Genomic DNA, 21167 nt, shown 5'->3' with positions numbered 1-21167 from the left:
CTGTGATGCCCGACGAACCCGACACGACACTGCCGACCGCCGCCGAGTCGATCACCTCCCTGGACCGACCGACCGCCTTCTTCAACGCCCTGATGACCGAGCACTTCGTCCTCGAGAGCGCGCGGAGCATCACGGTCAGCGAGTCGAGCAGCCGCTCCTCGCTGTACCTCACCACGCTCTCCAGCTCGCTCGTCGCCTTCGGGTTCCTCGCGCACACGCCCTTCGCGCTCGGGTTCCTCGGCGCGATCATCCCGGTGATCGTCCTGCTCGGTGCCTTCACCTACGAACGCCTCGTCGAGACCTCGCTCGAGGACGTCGCGGCACTCGCCGCGATGCAACGCATCCGTCGCTACTACGGCCGGCTGCTGCCCGAGGCCGACACGTACTTCCCGATGCCCCGCGGGCGGCACGCGGCGAACGAGCTGCTCGACATCGGCCGGGCCCCGTCGTGGTACCGGCTGCTGTTCACGATGTCGTCCGCGATCGCGGTGGTGAACTCGATCGTCGCCGGCGCAGGGGTCGCCATCCTGGTCGACCAGCTCGGCGTCGACGACCCGGGTTCGATCGTGTGGGGCGTCGGATCGGCGGTGGTGCTGGCCGTCGCACACCTGTCGTACCAGGTCCGCTCGCACACCACGATGCACGAGGTGATCGCCCGATCGGAAGCGCTCGACAGCGACCGCCGGCTGCCCTGACCGGTCGCGGACGGCCGCGACCGGCCGCGACCGGCCGCGACCGGCCGCGACCGGCGTCAGCGTCGCTCGGCCAGCTGCTCCGACCAGTCGCGGGGGAGTCGGTCGGCCGGACCCGGGACCGACTGGGTCGTCGGGTGCGCCTGCGGGTCGGCGAGGCGGGGTCCGTCCACGAAGTCCTGCGTGACGAAGTCCCAGAACCACCCCTCGCCCGGCTCGAACGACTGCATGACCTCGTGCCCGGTGACCGCGAAGTGCGCGGTGGCGTGACGGTTCAGGGAGTCGTCGCAGCAGCCGACGTGTCCGCAGGCGGCGCACCGACGCAGGTGCACCCACCACGAGCCCGTCGCGTCGCACTCCACGCACCCCGCGCCGGACGGGGGGACGGACGGGGAGACCATGTTCGCGCGTGCACTCATGGTCCAACCGTGCGCCGCGCACCCACCCGGGCGCTTGAGTCAAACGGCGCTGGTACCGCGCGGTCGGAGTTCCTACGGTCGAACCGAGGACGGACGAGGAGCACGGTGCGGGAGACGACGGATGACGGGACCACGTCCCTGGCGACCCTCGCCGCATGGGCGCACCGGGCCGTCGACGATCCTCGACGCGGGCGACCGGCCGTCCACGTCCCGGTCACCGTCGCGGCCCTCGGTCGGCACGGCACCCTCGGACTCGGTGCGCTCGCCGGCGGCGACGCCGGACCCCGCGGCCTGGTCGTGTGCGAGCGCCGGTGCTTCCGGATGCTGCCGGACGGCACCGCGGCGGTCGCGGACGCGGCCGACGCGGTCGCGTTCGCCGTGGTCTCGACGTTCTCGCCCGACCTCGCGGTGACGGTCGCGTCCGTCGCTTCCGTGGCCGACCTGGAGGCCCGGATCACCACGGTCCTGCCGCCGCGCGACTTCGCGGTGGCCGTCTCGGTCGACGGCGTCTTCGACGAGGTCCGGACCGAGGACGGCGCGACCGGGACGACGGTGCACCGCGCGGTCGCGGGTCGCCTCGTCGGCTTCCGGACGCCGGGCCCGGGCGGGACCGGTGCCGACCTGCACCTCGCGTTCCTCGACGCCACCCGCACCCGCGCCGGAGTGCTCGCCGGGTTCGCGGGGTTCTCCGGACGGATCGAGCTCGGGTTCTCCACCGCGCCGCACCTGGCGGTCCGTGCGCTCGGCGCTGGGCTCGACGGCGGACCGGTGTGACCCGAGCGGTGGTCAGCCGGATCGGTGCTGCCGGAACCGTGCCGCGAGCTCCCGGCGAGAGGCGACGCCCCACTTCGCGTAGACGTGCCGGACGTGGCTCGTCACCGTGTGGGTCGAGATGAACAGGTCGGACGCGATCTGCTGCGTCGTCAGGCCGGCTGCGACCCGTTCGACGACCTGCGCCTCGCGGGCGGTGAGGCCCGAGATGCCCGAGATGCCCGGGTCGGCGGGGATCGCTCGGACGGTGACACCGACGCTGCGCAGGTGCCCCCGCGACCGTTCGGCCTCGCGCAGGGCACCGGCACCGTCGAGCAGCTCCGTCGCCTCCCGCCACACCTCGACGGCCGCGGGCACGGAGCGCCGCCGGAGGGCGCACCCGAGGTCCTCGAGCGCTGCGGCGAGCACGAGCCGGCGGTCGACCCGGCGCAGCCGCTCCACCGCTGCGCCGAGGCTCTCGACGGAGTCGTGGACGAGTCCGTGCACGTGCAGCCAGGTCCCGCCGCACAGGTCGTTGTCCGGGTTCGCCGTGGCCCTGAGCCGCGCCACCCGTTCGATCCGCTCGAGTCGGTCCAGCTGACCCCCTCGGATCGCGATGCGCGCGAGGTGGACGTCGTCGGCGAAGTCGGCCGGGCTCGACATCGACGCGATCGGTTCCTCCAGGCTCCGCCACGCCAACTCGCTGCGGTCGACGGCGGCTCGGACCTCGCCGTGGGCGTCCGCTTCGAGCGCCAGCAGCCACGATCCCGAGCGCGCCGATGGGGGATCGGCGAGCAGGGCCTCGGCGAAGTGCCGCGTTCGGCCGGCCCCCCTGCGGTCCCCCTGCAGCAGCGCCGTGCGGAAGAGGACGGTCCCGGCAGTGAGCGCCGCGAACCGACCGAGTTCCAGGTCCTCGGCCAGGTCGAGGACCGACTCGGCCGACGTCTTGGCGTCCTCCAGCCGGCCCTGGTCGAAGAGCACCCTCGTGCGCAGCATCATCCAGGCGGCGGTCGGGCGGGCCAGGTGGTTGCGCCGGGTCTCGATGGCGTTCGCCTCGGCGATGCGTCCGGCACGGTCGGTGTCGCCGAGCGCCCCCGCGAGGAACGCCACCCAGAGCCCCTCGGGCAACCAGCTGCTCGACGACCCCCCGGTGGCTGCGACCCGGCTCATCGCCGACGTGATCGCCTGCGTCGCGTCCGCGAACCGGCCCTCGTTGAAGGCGAGCACGGAGGCACTGGCCTCGAAGGTGGCGACGGCGACCGGGTCCGCGTCGCCGTCGACCGTCGCCCGGGCCTCCCGCAGTGCGGCGGCGAGGTCCGCGTGCCGTCCCGCCTGGGCGAGGTTCAGCGCGCGCACGGCGAGCAGACGCGACCGCACGCCGGCGCTCACGCCGGGCAGGGCCAGTGCGGACTCGACCGTCCGCAGTGCTTCCGGCGTGGAGCCCTCGGTCTGCAGCCGCGCCAGGGTCAGGTGCAGGCGTGCGTCGTCCTCCGGAGCGAGGCGGCCCTGCAGGTCGTGGAGCAGCGCGCGGGCCTCGGCCGTCCGGCCGCTGTGCCAGAGCAGCGGCAGGACGTCGACGACGATGCCGGGCAACGCCGGGGTGCCGTGCGCGAGGTCGGCGGCGCGCAGGGCGAGCGCCCCGGCCTCGGCGGCGTCCGTGCTCGCGAGGTCGATCGCCACGGTGCGCAGGACCTCGGCGGCGCGGACGTCCCCGCGCTGCGCCACCGTGGCGATGCGCGCGGCGATCGAGACCGGTGGGACACCCTGCCGCAGGAGTTCGTCCACCGCTTGCCTGAGCAGGTCGTCGCGGACGGCCGCGGGGATCATCGATTCCGCCGCCTCGCGGAGGACGTCGTGACGGAACGACAGGTCCGTGCCGTCGTCGACGAGCACCCCCGCCTCGATCGCTTCCTGCAGCCCGGGGAGCAGCCGCTGCGACGGCTGGTCGAGCATCGCCGACAACGACCGCACCGAGAACGAGCGTCCCAGGGTCGCTCCGACCTGCACGAGCTGCTGCGTGGGCTTCGACAGGCGTCGGAGGCCCTCGCGGATCGACGCACCGAACCTCGCGGGCAGCGCGGCGCCCGGCATCGTGGCGACGCCGTCCGCGATCGCCAGCAGGCCTTCGTCGACGAGCCCGCGCACGAGTTCGGCGACGAGGATCGGGATGTGCTCCGTCCGTCGGGCAACACGCAGGACCGAGCCGTCCGGCGTCGCGCCGACCAGGTCGGCGATCATCGCGGCGGTGGCCTCCTCGTCCAGCGGGTCGAGGTCGACGATCCGTCCCGTCGCGGCGAGCTCGTCGACGGTCGCCGTCACCGTCGGGTCCTGGTGCTCGGTCCGGACCGCGACGACCCAGAGCACGGGGACGTCGGCGAGTCGGCGCGACAGCGATCGGAGCACCGCCAGGGACGTCGTGTCGCACCACTGCAGGTCGTCGACGACGACCACGACGCCGTCCGACGCCGCGGCCCGCTCCAGGTCGTCCTGGAGCTGCTGGAGGAGCCAGTAGCGTGCCTCCGGGTCGAGCGTCACCGCGCTGAGCCGGACGCGGTCGGAGATCGGCCGGGGCCCGGCGCCGAGCGCGTCCATGATCGGTGCGAGCGGGATCAGGCGTGCGTCGCGGTCCGTGCGACCGACGGCCACTCGGAGGCCGGCCGCGGTCGCCTGGTCGACCACGTCCTCGAGCAGACGCGACTTGCCGACGCCCGCAGCGCCGCGGACGACGAGCACGTCTCCCGCGCCCCGTGACAGACCGGCCAGGGCATCGGCCGCGACGCCCCGTTCGACGCTCCGGCCGCGGATCGGCAGCCGGTTGCTGGGCACGGCGGACACCGGCGCGGAGAACTCGTCTCCGCGGGGGAGCAACTCCTCGTCCGTCAACACGGCGGCCACCAGTCCTCGTCGGTGGCTGGAGTCTACGAACGGACCGTGCGCGGGCGACGGGCCCTGCCGTTACCCCGGCGGCGGGTTCCGGTGACGCTCCCGGGCCGTCCGCCCGGGGTGTCGCGGGTGGTGGCGGGAGCATCCGGGGTCCACGGGGCGGGCGGCCGGCGAGGGTGTCCCTGACAGGGTCACGTCCGTGCGTCGCCCGTCGCGTCGCCTCCCAGTCGCAGGAGTGCATCCCGGAGTCCGGCCCGTGTCGTCACGCCGAGCTTCGGGAACAGCCGGTACAGGTGCCCGCTCACGGTGCGCGGGGAGAGGTACAGCTGCCCGGCGATCTGCTTGTTGGTCAGTCCGGCCGCGGCGAGGGACGCCACACGGCGTTCCTGTTCGCTCAGGTCGACCGCCTCCAGCGCCGTCGGCAGCGGACGGGCGGCACCGGCTGCGCGCAGCTCGCGTTCTGCGCGGCCCTGCCAGTCGCCGGCACCGAGCACCTCGAAGGCGCGCGCCGCCAGCCGGAACTGGCCCCGGGCCTCCAGGGCGTGCATCCCACGACGCAACCACTCGCCGTACGCCAGACGGACGCGGGCCACCTCGAACGGCGAGACGTCGCCGTCGACGCTGGCCAGCGCGTCCTCGAAGAGGGCGCGGGCACCAGGCGTCTCGTCGACGACCGCTCGGCAGGCGAGCAGCACCAGGGAGCGGCGCGGGGTCGGCTGGTCGGTGAACGCCCGTTCTGCCCGGGCCACCAGCGCGGCCCCGTGGTCGGCCAGGCGGAGCCGCGCAGCCGACTCCACCGCATCGAGCAGCTCGATCGGTCCGTAGCTGCTCTCGAGCCACCGCCCCGCCCCGCCCGGTCGCATCGCCGAGCGGCTGTGGGCCTCCTCGAACCGGCCCGTCGCGACGTCGAGTGCCGAGCGGGCGTGCTCCGCTGCCCGGGCGACCAGCGGCGTGCCGTGCTGCGCCGCCCACCGTGCTGCGCGGTCGGCCTTCCACGCCGCCCGCTCCGGCTCGCCCTGCACCGACAGGACCAGGGCCTGCAGCGCCTCCGTCAGCGCGACGAAGGTCCCCGCCTGCCAGCGCTCCGCTGCTCGGTGCACGTGGTCGAACGCCGCGCCCGCCGCGTCGAGCCGCCCCGCCTGGTAGTGCGTCACGGCGGCACGGCACGAGCTGAAGTAGTCGAGGAGCCCGGCGTCGCCCGCCCCCCGGAGCGCTGCCTCCACGTGGTCCCGGCGCGGATCCGTCGAGTCGAGCAGCGTCCACGCGATGTGCAGTGCCACGGCCTTCCACGGTTGCGTGTCGGCAGCGGATCCCAGCACTTCGCGGTACAGCGCGGCACGCTCGTGCTCGGTCCGGCCGGAGCCGTCCACACAGTCCTCGACGAGCCGCAGCACCGGGTCGAGGTCGCGGTCCGCGGTCAGCGCCAGCGCCTCGTCCCACCAGGAGTCGTGCCCGCCGAGGTAGCAGAGCACGTGCAGCGTCGCGACCAGGACGTCGTCGGCGCCCGCCCGGTCGGGCTCCCCGAGCGCGGCCAGGACGCTCCGCCTGCCGGCGTGCACGTCACCGGACCGGACCGCCCGGACGAACTCGACCGCCGCCACCAGCGACGGATCGGGTCGGGTGCCACGGCGCACGGCCCGTTCGGCCTCGGCGTCGACGAGTCCGAAGTCACCGGTGAAGGCGGCCGTGACGGCGACGGGGACGTCGGCCGACGGCAGCCGGGTGCCCGATCCGGCCCGGCCCTCGCCCACGGCGACCACCACGACCGTCCCGAGGTCCTGCGCCAGCGCGGCGAGCAGGTCGTGCAGCACGGACCTGGCGTCCTCGTCGAGCGCGTCGAAGTCCTCGACGAGGACGATGCTCGGGTCCGGCCGCGGTGCCCCCGCGTCGTGTGCCCGGACGAGCGCGAGCCACGGGGCCAGCGACGCGGCCTCGATGACGGGGTCACCGCCCACCGCGCGCCACCGGACGACCGTGTGGCCGTCCGCCCGGGCAGCGTCGGCGACGTCCGCGAGCGCCCGCGCCCGGGCGGACGCGTCCGGTCCGGTGACCACCACGAAGGGGTCAGCGACCCCGGGCGGCGAGCCGGCCGTTCGCCCGCCGACGTCGTCGGGCGCGGCGCCGTGCGCCGGTCGTGCGTCCGAGATGCTGATCGTCATCGTCGCTCCTGGATCGTCGGTCGTCCGCCGCCCGGGAGGCCCGTGGCGGCTGCTCCGGACGCTACCGACGACGACGCGGTCGCCACATCACCCCCTGGTCACCCCGGCATCCCCCCTGTCGGAGCGGGTCATCCGACTCAGGCGTGACGAGGGGTCGGGTGGCGATGCTCGACGGGAGACACCCCACGGCACCGAACCGCACCGTCAGGACGGCTGCGGAGGAAAGGCGGACACCATGGCCTCCGTCCACGTCGCAGCCTGATGGTCGGCACACCGGGCAGCCGCGTGCCCATCGACGCGCAGAGCGTCGACGCGCCGCTGTCCCGTTCGGCGGTGTTCCTGACCCTCGACGTCGGCCCGGACGACGACGACCTGGCCGCGGTCCGCGGCGTCATCAGCGACCTCGACGGCCTGTTGAAGACGGTCGGGTTCCGTGCCCTCGACGCGCACCTGTCCTGCGTCGTCGGCATCGGGGCGGATGCGTGGGACCGGTTCTCGCCGCACGCCCGTCCGGACGCGCTGCAGCCCTTCCCCGCCCTGACCGGGCCGGTTCACTCGGCGCCGTCCACCGGGGGAGACCTGCTCTTCCACATCCGGGGTGAACGCACCGACGTCTGCTTCGAGTTCGAACGCCTGCTGCTCGCCGCGCTCGGGGACCACGTCACCGTGGTCGACGAGGTCAGCGGCTTCCGGTACTTCGACACCCGCGACCTGCTCGGCTTCGTGGACGGCACGGCGAACCCGGTCGCGCAGGACCTGGCAGCCTCCGCACTCGTCGGTGCGGACGACCCGGACTGGGCCGGTGGCAGCTACGTCGTCGTGTAGAAGTACCTGCACGACCTGGCGGCGTGGAACGCCCTCGGGACGGACGCGCAGGAGCGGATCATCGGCCGGTCGAAGTCGGACAACGTGGAGCGTGACAGCGCCACCGAGGTCCGGCCGTCGCACAAGTCGCTCGCGACCATCGTCGACGGCGACGGGGTCGAGCACGACGTCCTCCGCGACAACATGCCCTTCGGTCGCCCCGGCAGCGGGGAGTACGGCACCTACTTCATCGGCTACAGCGGTGAGCTCTGGGTGCTCGAACGGATGCTGGAACGGATGTTCGTCGGCGATCCACCCGGGACGTACGACCGGCTGCTCGACTTCTCGCGCGCGATCACCGGAGCGACGTTCTTCGCACCCGCTCGCGATCGCCTGGTGGACCTCGCCGCTCTCGCGGCACCACCGTCGCCGTCCGTGGTGACGGCTCCCGACGCCACCGGTCCCGGTCTCGGCATCGGTTCACTCCGCAGCACGGAAGGGCACACGCCATGAACCACCTCCTCCGCGAACTCGCGCCGTTCGGTGCCGACACCTGGGCGGTGCTCGACGCCGAAGCCCGTGACCGGCTGGTCCCGGCGCTCGCCGCGCGGCGCATCGTCGACTTCGACGGACCGCGCGGCTGACAGTGGTCCTCGGTCGACCTCGGCCGCACCGACGCCGTGACCGGCGGGGTCGCCGACGGCATCACCGCACGGCGCCGCAGGGTCCTGCCGCTCTGCGAGGTCCGCGCGACCTTCACCGTCGCGCTCGAGGAACTCGTGGACTCGTCCCGCGGCGCCACCGACGTCGACCTGGGTGACCTCGACGCGGCCGTGCTGCGGCTCGCGGCCCACGAGAACCGGGCGACGCTCCGGGGGTGGCCGGAGGGTGGCATCACCGGGGCCGGGCAGGCGTCGACCCAGCCCGCACAGTCGCACGACGGCTCACCGGGGTCGTTCCGGGCCGCGGTCACCGCTGCGGTCGCCGCGCTCCGTGACGTCGGGGTCGCCGGGCCGTACGCCCTGGCGTGCAGCCCCCGTGACTGGGCGGACATCGTCGAGACCGACGACGCCGGCACGCCCCTGCGTGAGCAGCTCGAAGGCATCACCGGCGGTCAGGTCGAGCGGGCGCCGGGCATCGACGAGTCGCTGCTGATCAGTCAGCGCGGCGGGGACTTCGTGTTCACCGTCGGCGAGGACCTGGCCCTCGGCTACCTGGGCCACGACGCCGTCGACGTCACGATGTACGTCGAGGAGACCTTCGCGTTCCAGGTGAACACCCCCGAGGCGTCCGTTGTCCTCCGCCGGTCACTCTGACGAGCCGCACTGACGCCGACTCGCGCCGACGTGCGCGTCGCACGGGTGGGCTGACCGCGACCAGACAACGCAACGTGAGGCCCGTGGCGGATCCGCCACGGGCCTCCCGTCCGTCTGCCGGTCGCCTTCGCGACCCGCGCCGATCAGTAGAAGTTGTTCGCCTGCGAGTGCCCCCACGCCGCGCACGGGGTGCCGTACGCCGAGCTGATGTACTGCAGGCCCCAGGTGATCTGGGTGGTGGCGTTGGTGCGCCAGTCCGCGGCGATCGTGGCCATCTTCGAGCCGGGGAGCGCCTGCGGGATGCCGGTCGCGCCGCCGTTCGCGTTGACGGCCTGGTAGTTCCAGCCGGACTCCTTGGTCCACAGGTTGTCCAGGCACTGGAACTGGTCGGCACCCCAGCCGTACTCCGACGACGCGAGCGAGGTCGCCGTGGCCTTCGCACCGGCGACGGTGTTGCCGGCGGCGAGCTTCCGGGCGGCCTCCGCTGCCTCGGCGGCAGCCTTCCGCTCGGCTGCGGCCTTCGCTGCGGCCGCGGCCTTCGCGTCGACGTCCCGCTTGTCCTGCGTGGCGCTCGCCTGCGCGACGTCGGCGGCCGACGCGACCGTGGTCGAGATCCGGTTCGTCAGCGCAGCGCCGGACAGGTCCGGGTAGTCGCTCAGGGCGTCGACACGCTGTTCGAGCGCCGAGGTGTCGACCTTGTCGTTCGCGGTCTGCATGACGGTCTTCGCCGTGGTGATCGTGGCGGCGGCCTGGGCGCGGTCGAGCGCGGTGCCACGCAGGGCGGGCTCCGCGGTCGCCGAGGCGCTCGCGGTGCCGGTCGGCATGCCGAGGGCCTCGCCGATGGCGGGCTGCGTGCCGACGGTCAGGGCGCCACCGGCGACGGCGAGGACCGCCGCGCCGCCGGCGATCAGCGTCGCGCGGTGCCGCAGGGCCCGGCGCATCCGGCGGGTGGGGGTGTTCAGGGCCTCACGTCGGGTCGAGGCGGTGGTGGTGGGGAGCTCAGGGGTGTGTCGCATCGGTTCCGCAGGTCGGCGGCTCGGTGGGGGAGGGACTCCTGCTCGCGCGACCGAGGTCGTACGGGCACGCCGGAGGCTGGCGGTGTCGGTGACACCGTCGGCGACGACGAGGAGTCCTCGAGCCGGTGAGGACCGGACGGTGGTGTGGGGCCCGTCCGTCCGCCGGGAGCAGCCGTGGGGTGGCCGCGGTCAGGCGGAGCCGACACCATGACCGGTCAGACTGGGCAGCGCGTCCAGGAACGCTGGCAGAACGGTCCGTCCACCGCTTGGTAACGGTTCGGTAACGGTCGTGTGGAGCCTAGAAGGTGTGAGGTTCCTGGGCATGCTCGCCCTGGGCGACACGCTCGAGCGCGGCCAGGGCGCCGGCGATCGCCTGGACGTCCGACTCGTCGAGCTCGGCGATGAGCTCGGCGACGATCCCGGTGCGGTTCGCGCGGGCCTGCTCGACCGCTTCGATGCCCTCCGGCGTGGCCGTCACCATGAACGCCCGGCCGTCGCGCGGGTCGGCCTCGCGCTGGATGAAGCCGCGCTGCTCGAGCTCGGTCAGGATGCGGGTCATCGTGGGCTTCGTGACCACCTCGATCCGCGACAGGTCGCCGGGGCGCAGGGGTCCGTGCCGTTGGATCGACGCGAGCGCCGACACGATGCCGTACCCGAGCGAGGCCGAGTCGGTACGGGCCCGGCGGTTGATCCGACCGACCGCGGCGGCCAGGCGTGCGGCGACCTCGGTACGGTCCGTCGGGCGGGGGTTCATGTGCTGCTCCGGGTGCCTGGTTCAGGTGGTCGCCAGCGATGCTATCGGTCCGCGCGGCCCCGGGACTGGGAGCGTCACGCGCGTGGCCGGGCCACCGACCGGGAGGCCCGTGGAACGTCGACCGCCCGCCTCGCGTCGGCGAGACGGGCGGTTCCTGTACGCGGGTACAGGTGGACTCAGTGCTTCTCGCCCGGCAGCTGGTGGATCGCCTCGGTCGCGAGCTCGGCCGCGACGTTGTCGCCGGACTCGGTCGCTGCCCGGAGGCGCCGGAAGTCCTCGGTCATCCGGTCCCAGTCGACCAGCTCGTCGAGGTTCGGCAGACGCAACCGGAACGCCAGGCCGTCCATCGTGTCGCGGCAGACACGCTGCAGGTTCTCGTTGCCGCACTCGGCGACGTACAGGGCGAAGACGTCGAGGGCGTCGTGGTTGACCGCGGCGACCTCGTGGGCCTCGAGCTCGGTGATCGTCTTGTCGAGCTGCGCGAGGATCTTCTTCCGGGCCGCCGACCCCAGGCGCGGGACCGCGAGTCGGACGACGCCACCGAACAGCACGCCGAGGGTCTGCATCGCCTGGACGACCTCGGTCGGGTCCGGCGTGGTGACACGGGTGTACCGGTTCGGGGCCATCTCGATCAGGCCGGCGCGGGACAGCTGGCTGAGGGCCTCGCGGATCGGCGTGCGGGAGACACCGAGCCAGGAGATGAGCTCGTCGTCGTTCAGGCGTTCGCCGGGCAGGAGCGTGCCGTCCATGATCGCGTCGTGGATCTTGTGGCGGACGGTGTCACGGAGCAGCTGGTGCTCGGTCGGGGCGCTGCGGGGGACCGGCATGCGTTCTCCTTCGGGGGCGGTGGCGTCGGGGCGCCGGGCGAACGGGCACGGTCGGCATCGCACGTGCTCGCATCACCGTACCTGATATGACAACGGCGTTCCGATCGGCTCAGGGCGTGTCAGTGTGGACGTTCAGATGCCGGTCACGTGCGTGTGCGTCGCGTGCGTCGTGTGCGTCACTCCTGTTCCGAGTGCTCTCCGAGCAAGCGGAGCGTGGCCGGGTCCTCGGCGCCGTCGTACCAGCGGTCGAGCACGGCGACGAACGGCCCCGGGTCGGCTGCGATCCGGGCGAAGAGCGTCATCGACGACCGGAGCTTCACCGCGTCGATGCCCCCGAGCAGGGCGTCGGCGGAGTGGGCGGGGGCGTGGCGTGCGACGTCGGTCGCCGCGAGCAGACGGGGGCCGAGCACCGGGTGTGCCAGGTAGGCGCGGGCTTCGTCCGTCCCGGGGATCGCGTAGCGCACGGCCGTGGCGCTCCGCCCCAGGCCGGCCAGCTGCGGGAACACGAACCACATCCAGTGCGACGACTTCCGACCCCGACGGAGTTCGTCGAGCGCGACGTCGTGGACACCCTGCTGGGCCCGGACGAAGCGGTCGAGGTCGAACGGGTCGTCGGCCTGTGCGTCGGAGCGTGCGTCGGTCACCGGACGACCCCTCCCCAGCCGTACCGGACGGTCGTGCCGTCGACCACGAGCAGGGAGTCCGGGGCCCGGTCGAACAACCCCGGCATGCCCACGGCGTCGGGCAGGTCACCCTCGAGCCGGTCGAGCGTGGCCGAACGGGTGGTGAGCACCGGGTGCTGTCGCTGCCAGAACAGGGTCTGCGCCAGGTACCGCGCGTGGATGCCGGCGCGGGTGGTGAGCTCGGCGGCCAGCGGGGTGTCGACAACCTCGCCGGCGGTCACCCGGACCGAGGCCGCGTGCTTCGGCCGCGCCGCGCCGGTCGGGCGTTCCTGCCGGAGCGACCGCGCCCACCGCACCGGGTGCAGCGCGCGGGTCGGGTGCCGGACGGATCGGTGCGCCACAGCGTCACCGCGGCGACGGGAACGTGCGTGCGCGAACGTGTACGGCACGCCGAGCAGCGCGTGCGCGGCCACGATGGCGGGCACGTTCGCGGTGTCGACCGTGCGGTAGGTCACCCCGCGCCGCCCCTGGTCGTCCACCGTGAGCACCTCGATCGTGACCTCCGTCATGGTGCCGAGCCGCCCGGCAGACGGGAACGGCGGCACGCGGGTCTCCCGGAACACGTACGCCGACAGCCCCACCCAGGCGCTGCCGTCGACCACGTCCGGACGGGTCCCGCGGGGGACGAGCCGCTGCAGCGACGCCGGGTCGTGCCGCCAGTGCGCGAACACGATGTCCTCCCAGGCGTGCTGGGTCACCGGGCGGTGCAGCAACGGCACCGCCGCGCGGGTCCACGACGGCTGGGTCACGGCTTCGGTGCGTGCCGACCGACGCGCACGCCCCACAGCACCAACGGGGCCTGCAGCGGGAGCCGCAGCACCGAGACCAGCCGCATCGCCCGGCTCGAGCGGGGGTGGTCGAGCAGGTCGTTCGCCATCTTCACGTTGGCCGGGAACACCGCCGCGAACAGCGCCGCGGCGGCCCACCCCGAGGCGCGGCGGGTCGCGGGGAACGCGAGCCCGGCGGCGATGCCGAGCTCGGCCACGCCGGAGGCCAGCGTGGTCAGCCGCGGGGGCAGCGCGTCCGGCACGATCCGGTCGAAGTGGGTCGGGCGCAGGAAGTGCATGGCGCCCGCTGCACCGAGGGCCACCGCCAGGATGGTGGCCGTGCGGTTGGCACGTCGGATCCGCTCACGTCGTCGCATGCGCCCCATCGTGCTCGCCGGTCCTCGGAACCAGGTCAGTGCCGCTTCTCCGCGTCAGTGCCCGTTCACGACATTGCCCGTTCACGTCAGTGCCCCTTCACGTCAGTGCGGTCGCGACGAGGTCGAGGACCGCCGTCGCCACCTCGGCCTTCGTGCCGGAGGTCTCGCGGACCACCTCGCCACCGGGCACCAGGACCTCGATCGCGTTCTCCTCGCGCTCGAAGCCGGCCGACCAGCCGACGTGGTTCACGACGAGCAGGTCCGCGGGCTTCCGGCTGATCTTGGCGCGCCCGAGCTCGATCCGCGCGTCGCGGTCGGGTTCGGTCTCGGCGGCGAACCCGACGATGATCTGCCCCGTCCGCCGTGCCGCCACGAGGTCGGCGAGCACGTCCGGGTTCCGCACCAGCTCGAGCGTCATGCGCTCGCCCTGGGCGTCCTTCTTGAGCTTCTCGGTGAGCACCTCGGCGGGACGGTAGTCGGCGACGGCGGCGGTCATCACGACGACGTCGGCTTCGGTGGCGGCGGTGTGCACGGCCTCGGCGAGCTCGAGCGCGGACCCGACGGGCACCACGGTCGCGTCCAGCCCCGCGGTCAGCGAGCCCTCGACGTTCGCGGCGACGAGGGTCACCGACGCCCCACGACGGACGGCATCGGCGGCGATCGCGATCCCCTGGCGGCCGCTCGAGCGGTTGCCGACGAACCGCACCGGGTCGAAGGGCTCGCGGGTGCCGCCCGCGCTGACGACGACGCGGACGCCGGCCAGGTCGCCCTGTTCGCCACGGGCGCCGGTGCCGGCCCCCGAGCCGTCCGCGTCGTGACGGCCGGCCGGTGCGGGGTGCTGGTCGAGCACGGCGAGCGCGGCGGCGACGATGTCCTCGGGCTCCGCCATCCGACCGATGCCCGCATCGTCGCCGGTGAGTGCGCCGACGACCGGGCCGACCAGGTGGACGCCGCGCCCACGCAGCGTGGCGACGTTCGACCGGGTCGCGGGGTGCTCCCACATCTGCGGGTGCATCGCGGGGGCGACCACGACAGGTGCCTCGGTCGCGAGCAGCGTCGTGCCGAGCAGGTCGCTCGCCAGGCCGTGCGCCATCCGGGCCAGCGAGTCCGCGGTGGCAGGGGCGATGACGACCAGGTCCGCCCGGCGACCGAGCGCGACGTGGCGCACCTCGGCGACGTCGTCCCACACGCTCGTGGTGACGGGGTTGCGGCTGAGGGCCTCGAGCGTCGGCAGTCCGACGAAGCGCAGGGCGCCCTCGGTCGGGACGACGTGCACGTCGTGGCCGCGCTTGACCAGGTCGCGGACGACCCCGACGGCCTTGTAGGCGGCGATGCCCCCGGTGATCCCCACGATGACGGTCAGGGCGCGCTCTGCTGCTGCGTTCACCTGGCTCACGCTACCGGGGCCACGTGCGAGGATCGACGGCATGTGCACCGTCGTCGTCCGCGTCGACCCCGGGTCCGCGTGGCCCGTCACCGTGCTCGCCCTGCGGGACGAGTCGCCCGAGCGTCCGTGGGACCCGCCCGCTGCCTGGTGGCCGGACCGCGACCCGGACCTCCGTGGTGTCCGTGACCGCTCCGCCGGTGGTGCGTGGCTCGCCGCGTCCGACCGAGCCGGCCTGGCCGTGGTGCTCAACCGCGCCGAACCCGTGACGAGCGTCGACGGCACCTGGACGACCCGTGGCGTGGTGCCGGTGGACGCCGTCGCCGACGACCTGCTGCCCGGTCACGACGGCACGTTGCCGACCACGCGGGCCTTCAACCTGGTGCGCGCCACGGCCGAGGGCGCCTCGGTGCTGACCTGGGACGGCGAACAGGTCCGCACCACCGACCTCGGCCCCGGCGTCCACATGGTCACGCACGGTGCGGCCGACGACCCCGCAGCGCCACGCATCGGTCGGTGGCTCGAGGCCTTCCGTGCCGTCGACGCTCCGGCCGGCCCACCGGTGCTCGGACCGTTCGACGAACTCCGCACCGTGGACTCCGGTGGCGACGCCGGGGACGGCTGGGGCGGTTGGTTCGGCGTGCTGGCGGAGTCCGCAGCGCTGCCGGACGACCACCCCGACGCGATCCTCCGCGACGTGCACGAGGCAGAGGGGCACATGACGACCCTGTCGATCGTCGCCGCGGCGATCGCGCCGGGCCGCACCGTCCTGCAGCACGCCCGCCTGACCGAACCCGGTCGGCTGGACGGGTCGGTGGAGCTGCACCGCGCCTGACGCCTGCGGCGTGCCGGACCCGCCCCGGGCCTCCCGGCCGCGCCCCGCGCCCGTTTCCCGGCGCGCACGACGTCCGAGTGGTGCGAGGTTGCGTCCTCGGTGCGACCCGCGCCCCCTCGCACCACGTCCGGAACCTCGCACGGGCCGCGGCGCCCCTCGCACCGTGCGGGGGGCACGGCCAGCGCGACCCCCGCGACCGCGGCTAGAGCGGTGGGCGCGTCCCGGTGAGGTCCTCGGCGACGGCCCAGAGTGAGCGGGCGAGGTCGGCGCTCCGCGCGGATCCGGGGATCGACACGGTGGTGGTCGGACCGGTCATGCCGAACGGACCCGAGGGGCCGTAGTACGCGCCGCCCACCGCGTTCGGCCCGACCGCCGCGTACAGCAGCGGCTCGGTGCCCTGCTCGACGGCCTGGGTGAACGGCAGGGCGCGGTTGCTCGACCGCACCGGCTTCGAGCGACCGAGCGAGCGTCCCGCGGCCTGCAGGTTCGTCCGGGTGTAGCCGGGGTGGGCGGCGGTGCTGACCAGGGGCACGTCGGCCTCGACCGTCAGGCGGTGCAGGTGCAGCGCGAGCAGCAGGTCGGCGAGCTTCGACTGCGCGTAGGCGCGCCAGCCGTTGTAGCCGCGCTCCCACTGCAGGTCGGCGAAGCGGATCCGGCCGGGGATCGCGGCGAGGCTCGACATCGTGACGACCCGGGGCGCCTCGGCCAGGGGGCCGTCGGCGAGGGGCGTGCGCGCACGCAGCAGCGACGGCAACAGCAGGTTCGTCAGGGCGAACGGGCCGAGGAAGTTCGTGCCGAACTGCAGCTCGAAGCCGTCGACGGTCTCGAAGCGCTCCGGCGGCGCCATCACGCCGGCGTTGTTGACCAGGACGTCGATCGGACGTTCCTCGTCGACGATGCCGCTGGCGAAGCGGCGCACACTCGCCAGGTCGGCGAGGTCGAGTTCGCGGACCTCCACGTCGGCTGCGGGGTGGGCGGCGCGGATGCCGGCGGCGGCGGTCTCGCCCTTCTCGGTGCTGCGGACGGCGAGCACGACGCTGGCGCCGGCTCCGGCGAGGCGCAGGGCGGCCTCCTGTCCGGTGCCGCTGTTGGACCCGGTGACGACGATGCGGCGTCCGGTCTGGTCGGGGAGGTTCGGCATGCGGGTGACCGTACTCGTCCGGGCTGGCCGACCCCGGCCGCGCGCCGCCCGGGCCCAGCCCCGGTCCGGCCGCTGACCCCGTGCGCGCACGCCGCCGCCGTGCTATGTTGATGCAAACGCATGGAAGTGCGACCAGGAGGACACCATGAGCAACGCATTCGGCACCGACCGTCCCTCGGACGTCCCGCCGCCCGCACCCGACCGGATCGGACCGCTGCAGCTCGGCCTCGACACCTTCGGAGACGTCACCGAGCGCGCCGACGGCAGCCTGCAGTCCGACGCGCAGAGCATCCGCGACGTCGTCGACCAGGCCGTCCTCGCCGACCAGGTCGGCGTCGACTTCATCGGCGTCGGGGAGCACCACCGAGCCGACTTCGTCGTGAGCGCCCCCGAGGTCGTCCTCGCCGCGATCGCCGCCAGCACCGAGCGCATCCGGATGGGTTCCGCGGTCACGGTGCTGTCCTCCGACGACCCCGTCCGCGTGTACGAGCGCTTCGCCACCGTCGACGCCCTGTCGAACGGCCGCGCCGAGGTCATCCTGGGTCGTGGCTCCTTCACCGAGTCGTTCCCCCTGTTCGGCTACGAGCTGAGCGACTACGAGGTCCTGTTCGAGGAGAAGCTCCAGCTCTGGGCGGCCCTGCGCGGCGGCGACGCCGTCACCTGGTCCGGCACGAAGCGCGCGGGCCTGGTCGACCAGGACGTGTTCCCGAAGCTCGAGCACGGCGCCATCCCGACGTGGATCGGTGTCGGCGGCTCCCCGCAGTCGGTCATCCGTGCCGCGTCGTACGGCCTGCCGCTGTTCCTCGCCATCATCGGCGGGCAGCCCGCCCAGTTCGCCCCGTTCTCCCGCCTGTACCGCCAGGCCCTCGCGCAGCTCGACCTGCCGCAGCAGCCCATCGCGATGCACTCGCCGGGCTTCGTGGCCGCCACCGACGAAGAGGCCGCCGAGCGCTACTGGCCGTACCACAAGGCCGTCACCGACCAGCTCGGCCGGGAGCGCGGCTGGCCGCCCCTCGACGTCGCCGGGTACCGCGCGAGCCTGTCGGCCGGCGGTTCGCTCTACGTCGGCTCGCCGGAGACCGTCGCCCGGAAGGTCGCGCGCAACATGCGGATCCTCGGCGCCTCGCGCTTCGACATGCGGTACGCCACGGGTCGTCTGCCGCACGCCGACATGATGCGCTCGATCGAGCTCTACGGCACCGAGGTCGCACCCCGCGTGCGCGAGCTGCTGACGCAGCCCGTCCCCGTCGCCTGACGGACGCCGGTCCGGTCCGCAAAACACCGGTGTTCGCGCTCCACACCACCCTTCGCGGGTGTTCGGAGCGTGGACACCGGTGTCTTGCGTTCAGGTTCCGGCGGGCAGAGGGCGCGCGGGCAACGGCCGGGAGGCCCGGGGTGGCCGCCGAGATCGGCTCACGGGGGCCGCGGGTACGGTCCAGGGCATGTCGTCACGTCCCGACCACGCCTCCGGTCCCGCTGCTGGTCACGCCTCCGACTCCGTCGTCGAACGCCGGTTCCGCGGCCGGATCATGGGCGTCGGCACCACGTCGGGCGTCCGGATCGTCGTCGGCATGTGGGACCGCTCGCCGTTCGGCCCGTTCACGGACGTGTTCCTCGAACTCCCCGACGGCACCAGCGTGCTGCTCGCACCCGACGAGATCGTCGCCGCGTACGTCTCCGGCACCTACCGCTTCGACACCGTCTCGGTCGTCGACGTCCGCGCCCGCCGCACCGCCGGCGGCCTCGAGCTGTCTGCCGGGGCACTGCAGGCCTCGATCGACGTCGGAGGCATCTCGCCGCTCGGCCGGATCCTGCGCATCGTCCCGAAGCCGATCGCCCGCGACCCGCGCTGGCTCGCCGCGATCGACCCCGTGGCACGGCTGCTCGCGCCGGGGTCCGGCACGGCGGGGTCGGCGGGCAACGGTCGCCGCGAGTACTACGGCGTGACCGGGGCGCACGACGTCACCGGCGTGCGGGGGACCTGGGCGGGGGAGCCGCTCGGGGACCTGGCGCCGCTCGACCCGCCCGTGGCGTTCGGCTTCGCCTCGATGCCGAAGATCCCGCAGGTCGTCGACGTCGAGACCACCATCCGCGAACCCGCCTGAGCCCGGCCTCCCTGCCGCGCGCCCGGCCCCTGTCCCACTTCGTGAGCAGGAACGGTCGGTTCGCCGGTGCGGAGGCGACATCGTGTGCTCACGATCCCGACGTCGTGGACAGCACGCGCGACGGACGGGGGCGGCGTGGCGGACGTGCACCGGGCCTCCCGGCCGACCTGGACCGGACCACCTCGACGCGCGGGGCTGACGCGTCCAGCGCCGGAGGGGCACACTGGTCGGAACGGTACGGCCCCGTGCACCGACGGTCGCACGTCGAGCGGAGCGGGGCGCATGACGCAAAGGAGCACCATGACCGACACACAGACGGACCAGCGCGCCGCCATCTCGGACATCGTCCACGGCGCCCACACGGCACTGCTCACCACGGTGAGCGAGGACGGGAACCTGCACGCCAGGCCCCTCGCGGTGCAGGACAAGACGTTCCACGGGACCCTGCGGTTCCTGGTGCAGGACGGCAGCGAGAAGGTCGAGGACATCGCGCGGAACCCGCACGTCAACGTCTCGATCGAGTCGCAGGGCGGGTACCTGTCCATCGCCGGGACCGCGACCGTGACCCGGGACGACTCGGTCGTCGACGAGCTCTGGTCGCCGTTCGCCGAGGCCTGGTTCCCGGAGGGCCGCCAGGACCCGTCGATCCGGCTGCTGACGGTCGAGGGAGTCTCGGTCGAGTACTGGACCCAGGACACCGGTCCGGTCGGCAGCCTGGTGCAGATGTTCAAGGCGGCGCTCGGCAAGCAGAGTCAGCCGGACACCGGCGACCACGGCACGATCGAGCTCTAAGGCGCGACGCCTGAGACGCGACGCATGACGCACGACGCACGACGCGCGACGCCGCCGTCCTGTCGGGACGGCGGCGTCGTGTCGTGTCGGGGCGGGTGCCTGCTGAGGCTGCGCGTCAGCCGCTCACGGAGGGCCGAGCAGCCACAGCACCGCGACCAGCACCGGCTGCCCGGCCAACGCGGCCGTCACGAAGGTCCACCGCATCCAGGGCTTCGCGACCAGCTCGGGTGACCCGAACAGCGGCGCGAGCGGCATGAGCAGCCGCGGGGTCGAGGCCATCGGCAGCGACACCGCGAAGATGTACAGCGCGTACGCGGCGGAGTACAGCACCGTCGTGGGCCCGAGCCGCAGCGTCGACCGGCGCAGCAACCAGATCGGGTAGGTGACGAGCAGGAACACCACGATCAGGATCCCGCCCACGCCGAGCCAGCGGCCCGCGATCAGGAACCACGGCGTCAGCGGCACGAAGTCCACCCGGCCGATGAAGTTCACCCACCAGGACATCTCGGTCTCCAGGTAGGCGTTCGGTGTCCCGGTGGCGTGCGAGGCGATCACCGGCCAGGCGAGCCCGGCGAGGACCATGGTCAGCCCCGCGGCGACGACCCGGACCTGCTCGCGGAGCGGGAAGCCCTCGAACACCCGGCCGGTCTCGCGCCGTGCACGGACCCACCGCACGAGTGCGACGACACCGAGCACGAGCGGGATCGCCAGGGCGCCCGGGCGGGTGAAGGCCGCGGCGACGCCGAGTGCCGTCAGGAGCCCGTAGCGCCGACGTTCCAGGGCGAGCAGCGCCCCGAAGGACAGTGCGAGGAACATGCTCTCCGCGTACCCGACCTGCAGCAGGAACGACAGCGGACCGCAGCTGAAGAAGAAGACCGCCCACATCGCCGCGGCGTGCCCGGCGCGGTCCCGCACCAGGCGGTGCAGCAGGTAGGTGGCGAGCAGCCCGGCGACGATCGCGACGAGCGGGGCACCGAGTTCGAACGGCACCCCGGTCGAGGCGGTCAGCGCCCGGATCGTGAAGGGGAACGCCGGCAGGAAGGCCCAGGCGTTCTGCGCGACGTTGCCGGCGGCGTCGAGCGGCAGCGCGTCGGGGTACCCGTGCAGCGAGATCTGCTCGTAGTACTGCCCGTCCCACGCCACCAGGAAGGCGCCGAACCCGTGCTCGTTGCCCCAGATCGCGTTGCCCGGGAGCGCACGACCGATGAGCGGGTACGCGAGCGCGAGCCACAGGGTCGACAGGACCCGGCCGCCCGTCCAGACGAGCAGGACCGCCGCCCACGCCGGCAGGGAGGCCACGGTGTCCAGGACACGTCGTCGACCGCTGGCCGTGCCCGCGGCGACCACAGCGGCGCTGTCGGTGCGGCTCACGCGCGAGTTCCTCGGCGTTCGGGTGGTCGGGTCGGCACCCGGCCAGGGTAGTCGGCCCGAGCATGAGGATCGCCCGGAACCGCGCCTGGAGG

At 73.7% G+C, this 21167-nt stretch carries 18 protein-coding genes and 2 pseudogenes; 8 read left to right on the top strand and 12 right to left on the bottom strand.

Annotated elements, in window-relative coordinates; translation table 11 throughout:
- Positions 1-5: 5 nt before the first annotated feature.
- Positions 6-695, top strand: coding sequence for a hypothetical protein (locus tag ORG17_RS12665; RefSeq protein ID WP_214527920.1), 690 nt, complete (start codon positions 6-8; stop codon positions 693-695).
- 56 nt (positions 696-751) lie between these two features.
- Here the strand turns inward: ORG17_RS12665 and ORG17_RS12660 are convergent, their stop codons facing one another.
- Positions 752-1111 (bottom strand): UBP-type zinc finger domain-containing protein, encoded by a 360-nt coding sequence (locus ORG17_RS12660; RefSeq protein WP_071247601.1) that lies wholly within the window; start codon positions 1109-1111, stop codon positions 752-754.
- 105 nt (positions 1112-1216) lie between these two features.
- On the opposite strand from ORG17_RS12660, the gene ORG17_RS12655 reads away from it, so the two are divergent.
- A complete protein-coding gene (locus ORG17_RS12655; RefSeq protein WP_214527919.1) occupies positions 1217-1885 on the top strand; it encodes an acetolactate decarboxylase in 669 nt (222 codons plus the stop codon).
- A gap of 12 nt (positions 1886-1897) precedes the next feature.
- Here ORG17_RS12655 and ORG17_RS12650 read toward each other — a convergent pair whose 3' ends face one another.
- Both ORG17_RS12650 and ORG17_RS12645 read right to left on the bottom strand, forming a co-directional pair.
- Positions 1898-4756 (bottom strand): AAA family ATPase, encoded by a 2859-nt coding sequence (locus ORG17_RS12650; RefSeq protein ID WP_214527918.1) that lies wholly within the window; start codon positions 4754-4756, stop codon positions 1898-1900.
- Positions 4757-4935: 179 nt separating this feature from the next.
- Entirely contained in the window at positions 4936-6903 is a 1968-nt protein-coding gene (locus ORG17_RS12645) for a LuxR family transcriptional regulator (RefSeq protein WP_214527917.1), read from the bottom strand.
- A gap of 261 nt (positions 6904-7164) precedes the next feature.
- Here ORG17_RS12645 and ORG17_RS12640 point away from each other — a divergent pair.
- Both ORG17_RS12640 and ORG17_RS12635 read left to right on the top strand, forming a co-directional pair.
- Positions 7165-8220 (top strand): annotated as a pseudogene (locus ORG17_RS12640) (Dyp-type peroxidase).
- Positions 8217-9023: pseudogene (locus ORG17_RS12635) on the top strand (family 1 encapsulin nanocompartment shell protein). Before ORG17_RS12640 ends, ORG17_RS12635 begins: the two co-directional pseudogenes overlap by 4 nt.
- A 143-nt stretch (positions 9024-9166) precedes the next feature.
- Here the strand turns inward: ORG17_RS12635 and ORG17_RS12630 are convergent.
- The 7 genes from ORG17_RS12630 to ORG17_RS12600 form a co-directional block, all read right to left on the bottom strand.
- On the bottom strand, positions 9167-10039 hold the full coding sequence (locus ORG17_RS12630) for an aggregation-promoting factor C-terminal-like domain-containing protein (protein WP_214527914.1): 873 nt from the start codon (positions 10037-10039) through the stop codon (positions 9167-9169).
- Between the two features lie 298 nt (positions 10040-10337).
- Positions 10338-10793: a MarR family winged helix-turn-helix transcriptional regulator gene (locus tag ORG17_RS12625; protein ID WP_027466277.1), complete on the bottom strand. Its 456-nt coding sequence runs from the start codon at positions 10791-10793 to the stop codon at positions 10338-10340.
- A gap of 176 nt (positions 10794-10969) precedes the next feature.
- Positions 10970-11620, bottom strand: a complete 651-nt coding sequence (locus tag ORG17_RS12620) for a GntR family transcriptional regulator (RefSeq protein ID WP_051596876.1) — start codon at positions 11618-11620, stop codon at positions 10970-10972.
- Positions 11621-11796: 176 nt separating this feature from the next.
- Complete coding sequence (locus tag ORG17_RS12615) at positions 11797-12264, bottom strand: DUF1810 domain-containing protein (protein WP_214527913.1); 468 nt, start codon at positions 12262-12264, stop codon at positions 11797-11799.
- Positions 12261-13052, bottom strand: coding sequence for a YqjF family protein (locus ORG17_RS12610; RefSeq protein ID WP_051596878.1), 792 nt, complete (start codon positions 13050-13052; stop codon positions 12261-12263). Before ORG17_RS12610 ends, ORG17_RS12615 begins: the two co-directional genes overlap by 4 nt.
- Positions 13049-13447 (bottom strand): DoxX family protein, encoded by a 399-nt coding sequence (locus ORG17_RS12605; protein ID WP_071247576.1) that lies wholly within the window; start codon positions 13445-13447, stop codon positions 13049-13051. The genes ORG17_RS12610 and ORG17_RS12605 overlap by 4 nt, the downstream gene beginning before the upstream one ends.
- Positions 13448-13544: 97 nt before the next feature.
- Positions 13545-14810: a bifunctional phosphopantothenoylcysteine decarboxylase/phosphopantothenate synthase gene (locus tag ORG17_RS12600; RefSeq protein WP_214527932.1), complete on the bottom strand. Its 1266-nt coding sequence runs from the start codon at positions 14808-14810 to the stop codon at positions 13545-13547.
- A gap of 64 nt (positions 14811-14874) precedes the next feature.
- Between ORG17_RS12600 and ORG17_RS12595 the strand changes: the two genes are divergently transcribed.
- The gene (locus ORG17_RS12595; protein WP_214527912.1) at positions 14875-15666 is read left to right on the top strand and encodes an NRDE family protein; all 792 of its coding nucleotides are present in this window, start codon (positions 14875-14877) and stop codon (positions 15664-15666) included.
- 202 nt (positions 15667-15868) lie between these two features.
- On the opposite strand, the gene ORG17_RS12590 is transcribed toward ORG17_RS12595, so the two are convergent.
- Complete coding sequence (locus tag ORG17_RS12590) at positions 15869-16807, bottom strand: SDR family oxidoreductase (protein ID WP_027466280.1); 939 nt, start codon at positions 16805-16807, stop codon at positions 15869-15871.
- 145 nt (positions 16808-16952) lie between these two features.
- Here ORG17_RS12590 and ORG17_RS12585 point away from each other — a divergent pair, with 145 nt between their 5' ends.
- From ORG17_RS12585 to ORG17_RS12575, 3 genes are all read left to right on the top strand, one after another.
- Entirely contained in the window at positions 16953-18062 is a 1110-nt protein-coding gene (locus ORG17_RS12585; protein ID WP_250892590.1) for an LLM class flavin-dependent oxidoreductase, read from the top strand.
- A 187-nt stretch (positions 18063-18249) separates the two neighbouring features.
- Entirely contained in the window at positions 18250-18912 is a 663-nt protein-coding gene (locus ORG17_RS12580) for a hypothetical protein (protein WP_214522251.1), read from the top strand.
- Positions 18913-19212: 300 nt separating this feature from the next.
- Complete coding sequence (locus ORG17_RS12575; protein ID WP_027466283.1) at positions 19213-19704, top strand: pyridoxamine 5'-phosphate oxidase family protein; 492 nt, start codon at positions 19213-19215, stop codon at positions 19702-19704.
- Positions 19705-19827: 123 nt separating this feature from the next.
- Here the strand turns inward: ORG17_RS12575 and ORG17_RS12570 are convergent, their stop codons facing one another.
- The gene (locus tag ORG17_RS12570) at positions 19828-21075 is read right to left on the bottom strand and encodes a hypothetical protein (RefSeq protein ID WP_214527911.1); all 1248 of its coding nucleotides are present in this window, start codon (positions 21073-21075) and stop codon (positions 19828-19830) included.
- Positions 21076-21167 lie beyond the last annotated feature (92 nt).

This window comes from Curtobacterium flaccumfaciens pv. betae (assembly GCF_026241855.1).
Classification (GTDB): Bacteria; Actinomycetota; Actinomycetes; order Actinomycetales; family Microbacteriaceae; genus Curtobacterium; species Curtobacterium flaccumfaciens.
The sequence above is the reverse complement of the archived record's forward strand: the minus strand, read 5'-3'. Positions and strand labels throughout refer to the sequence as shown.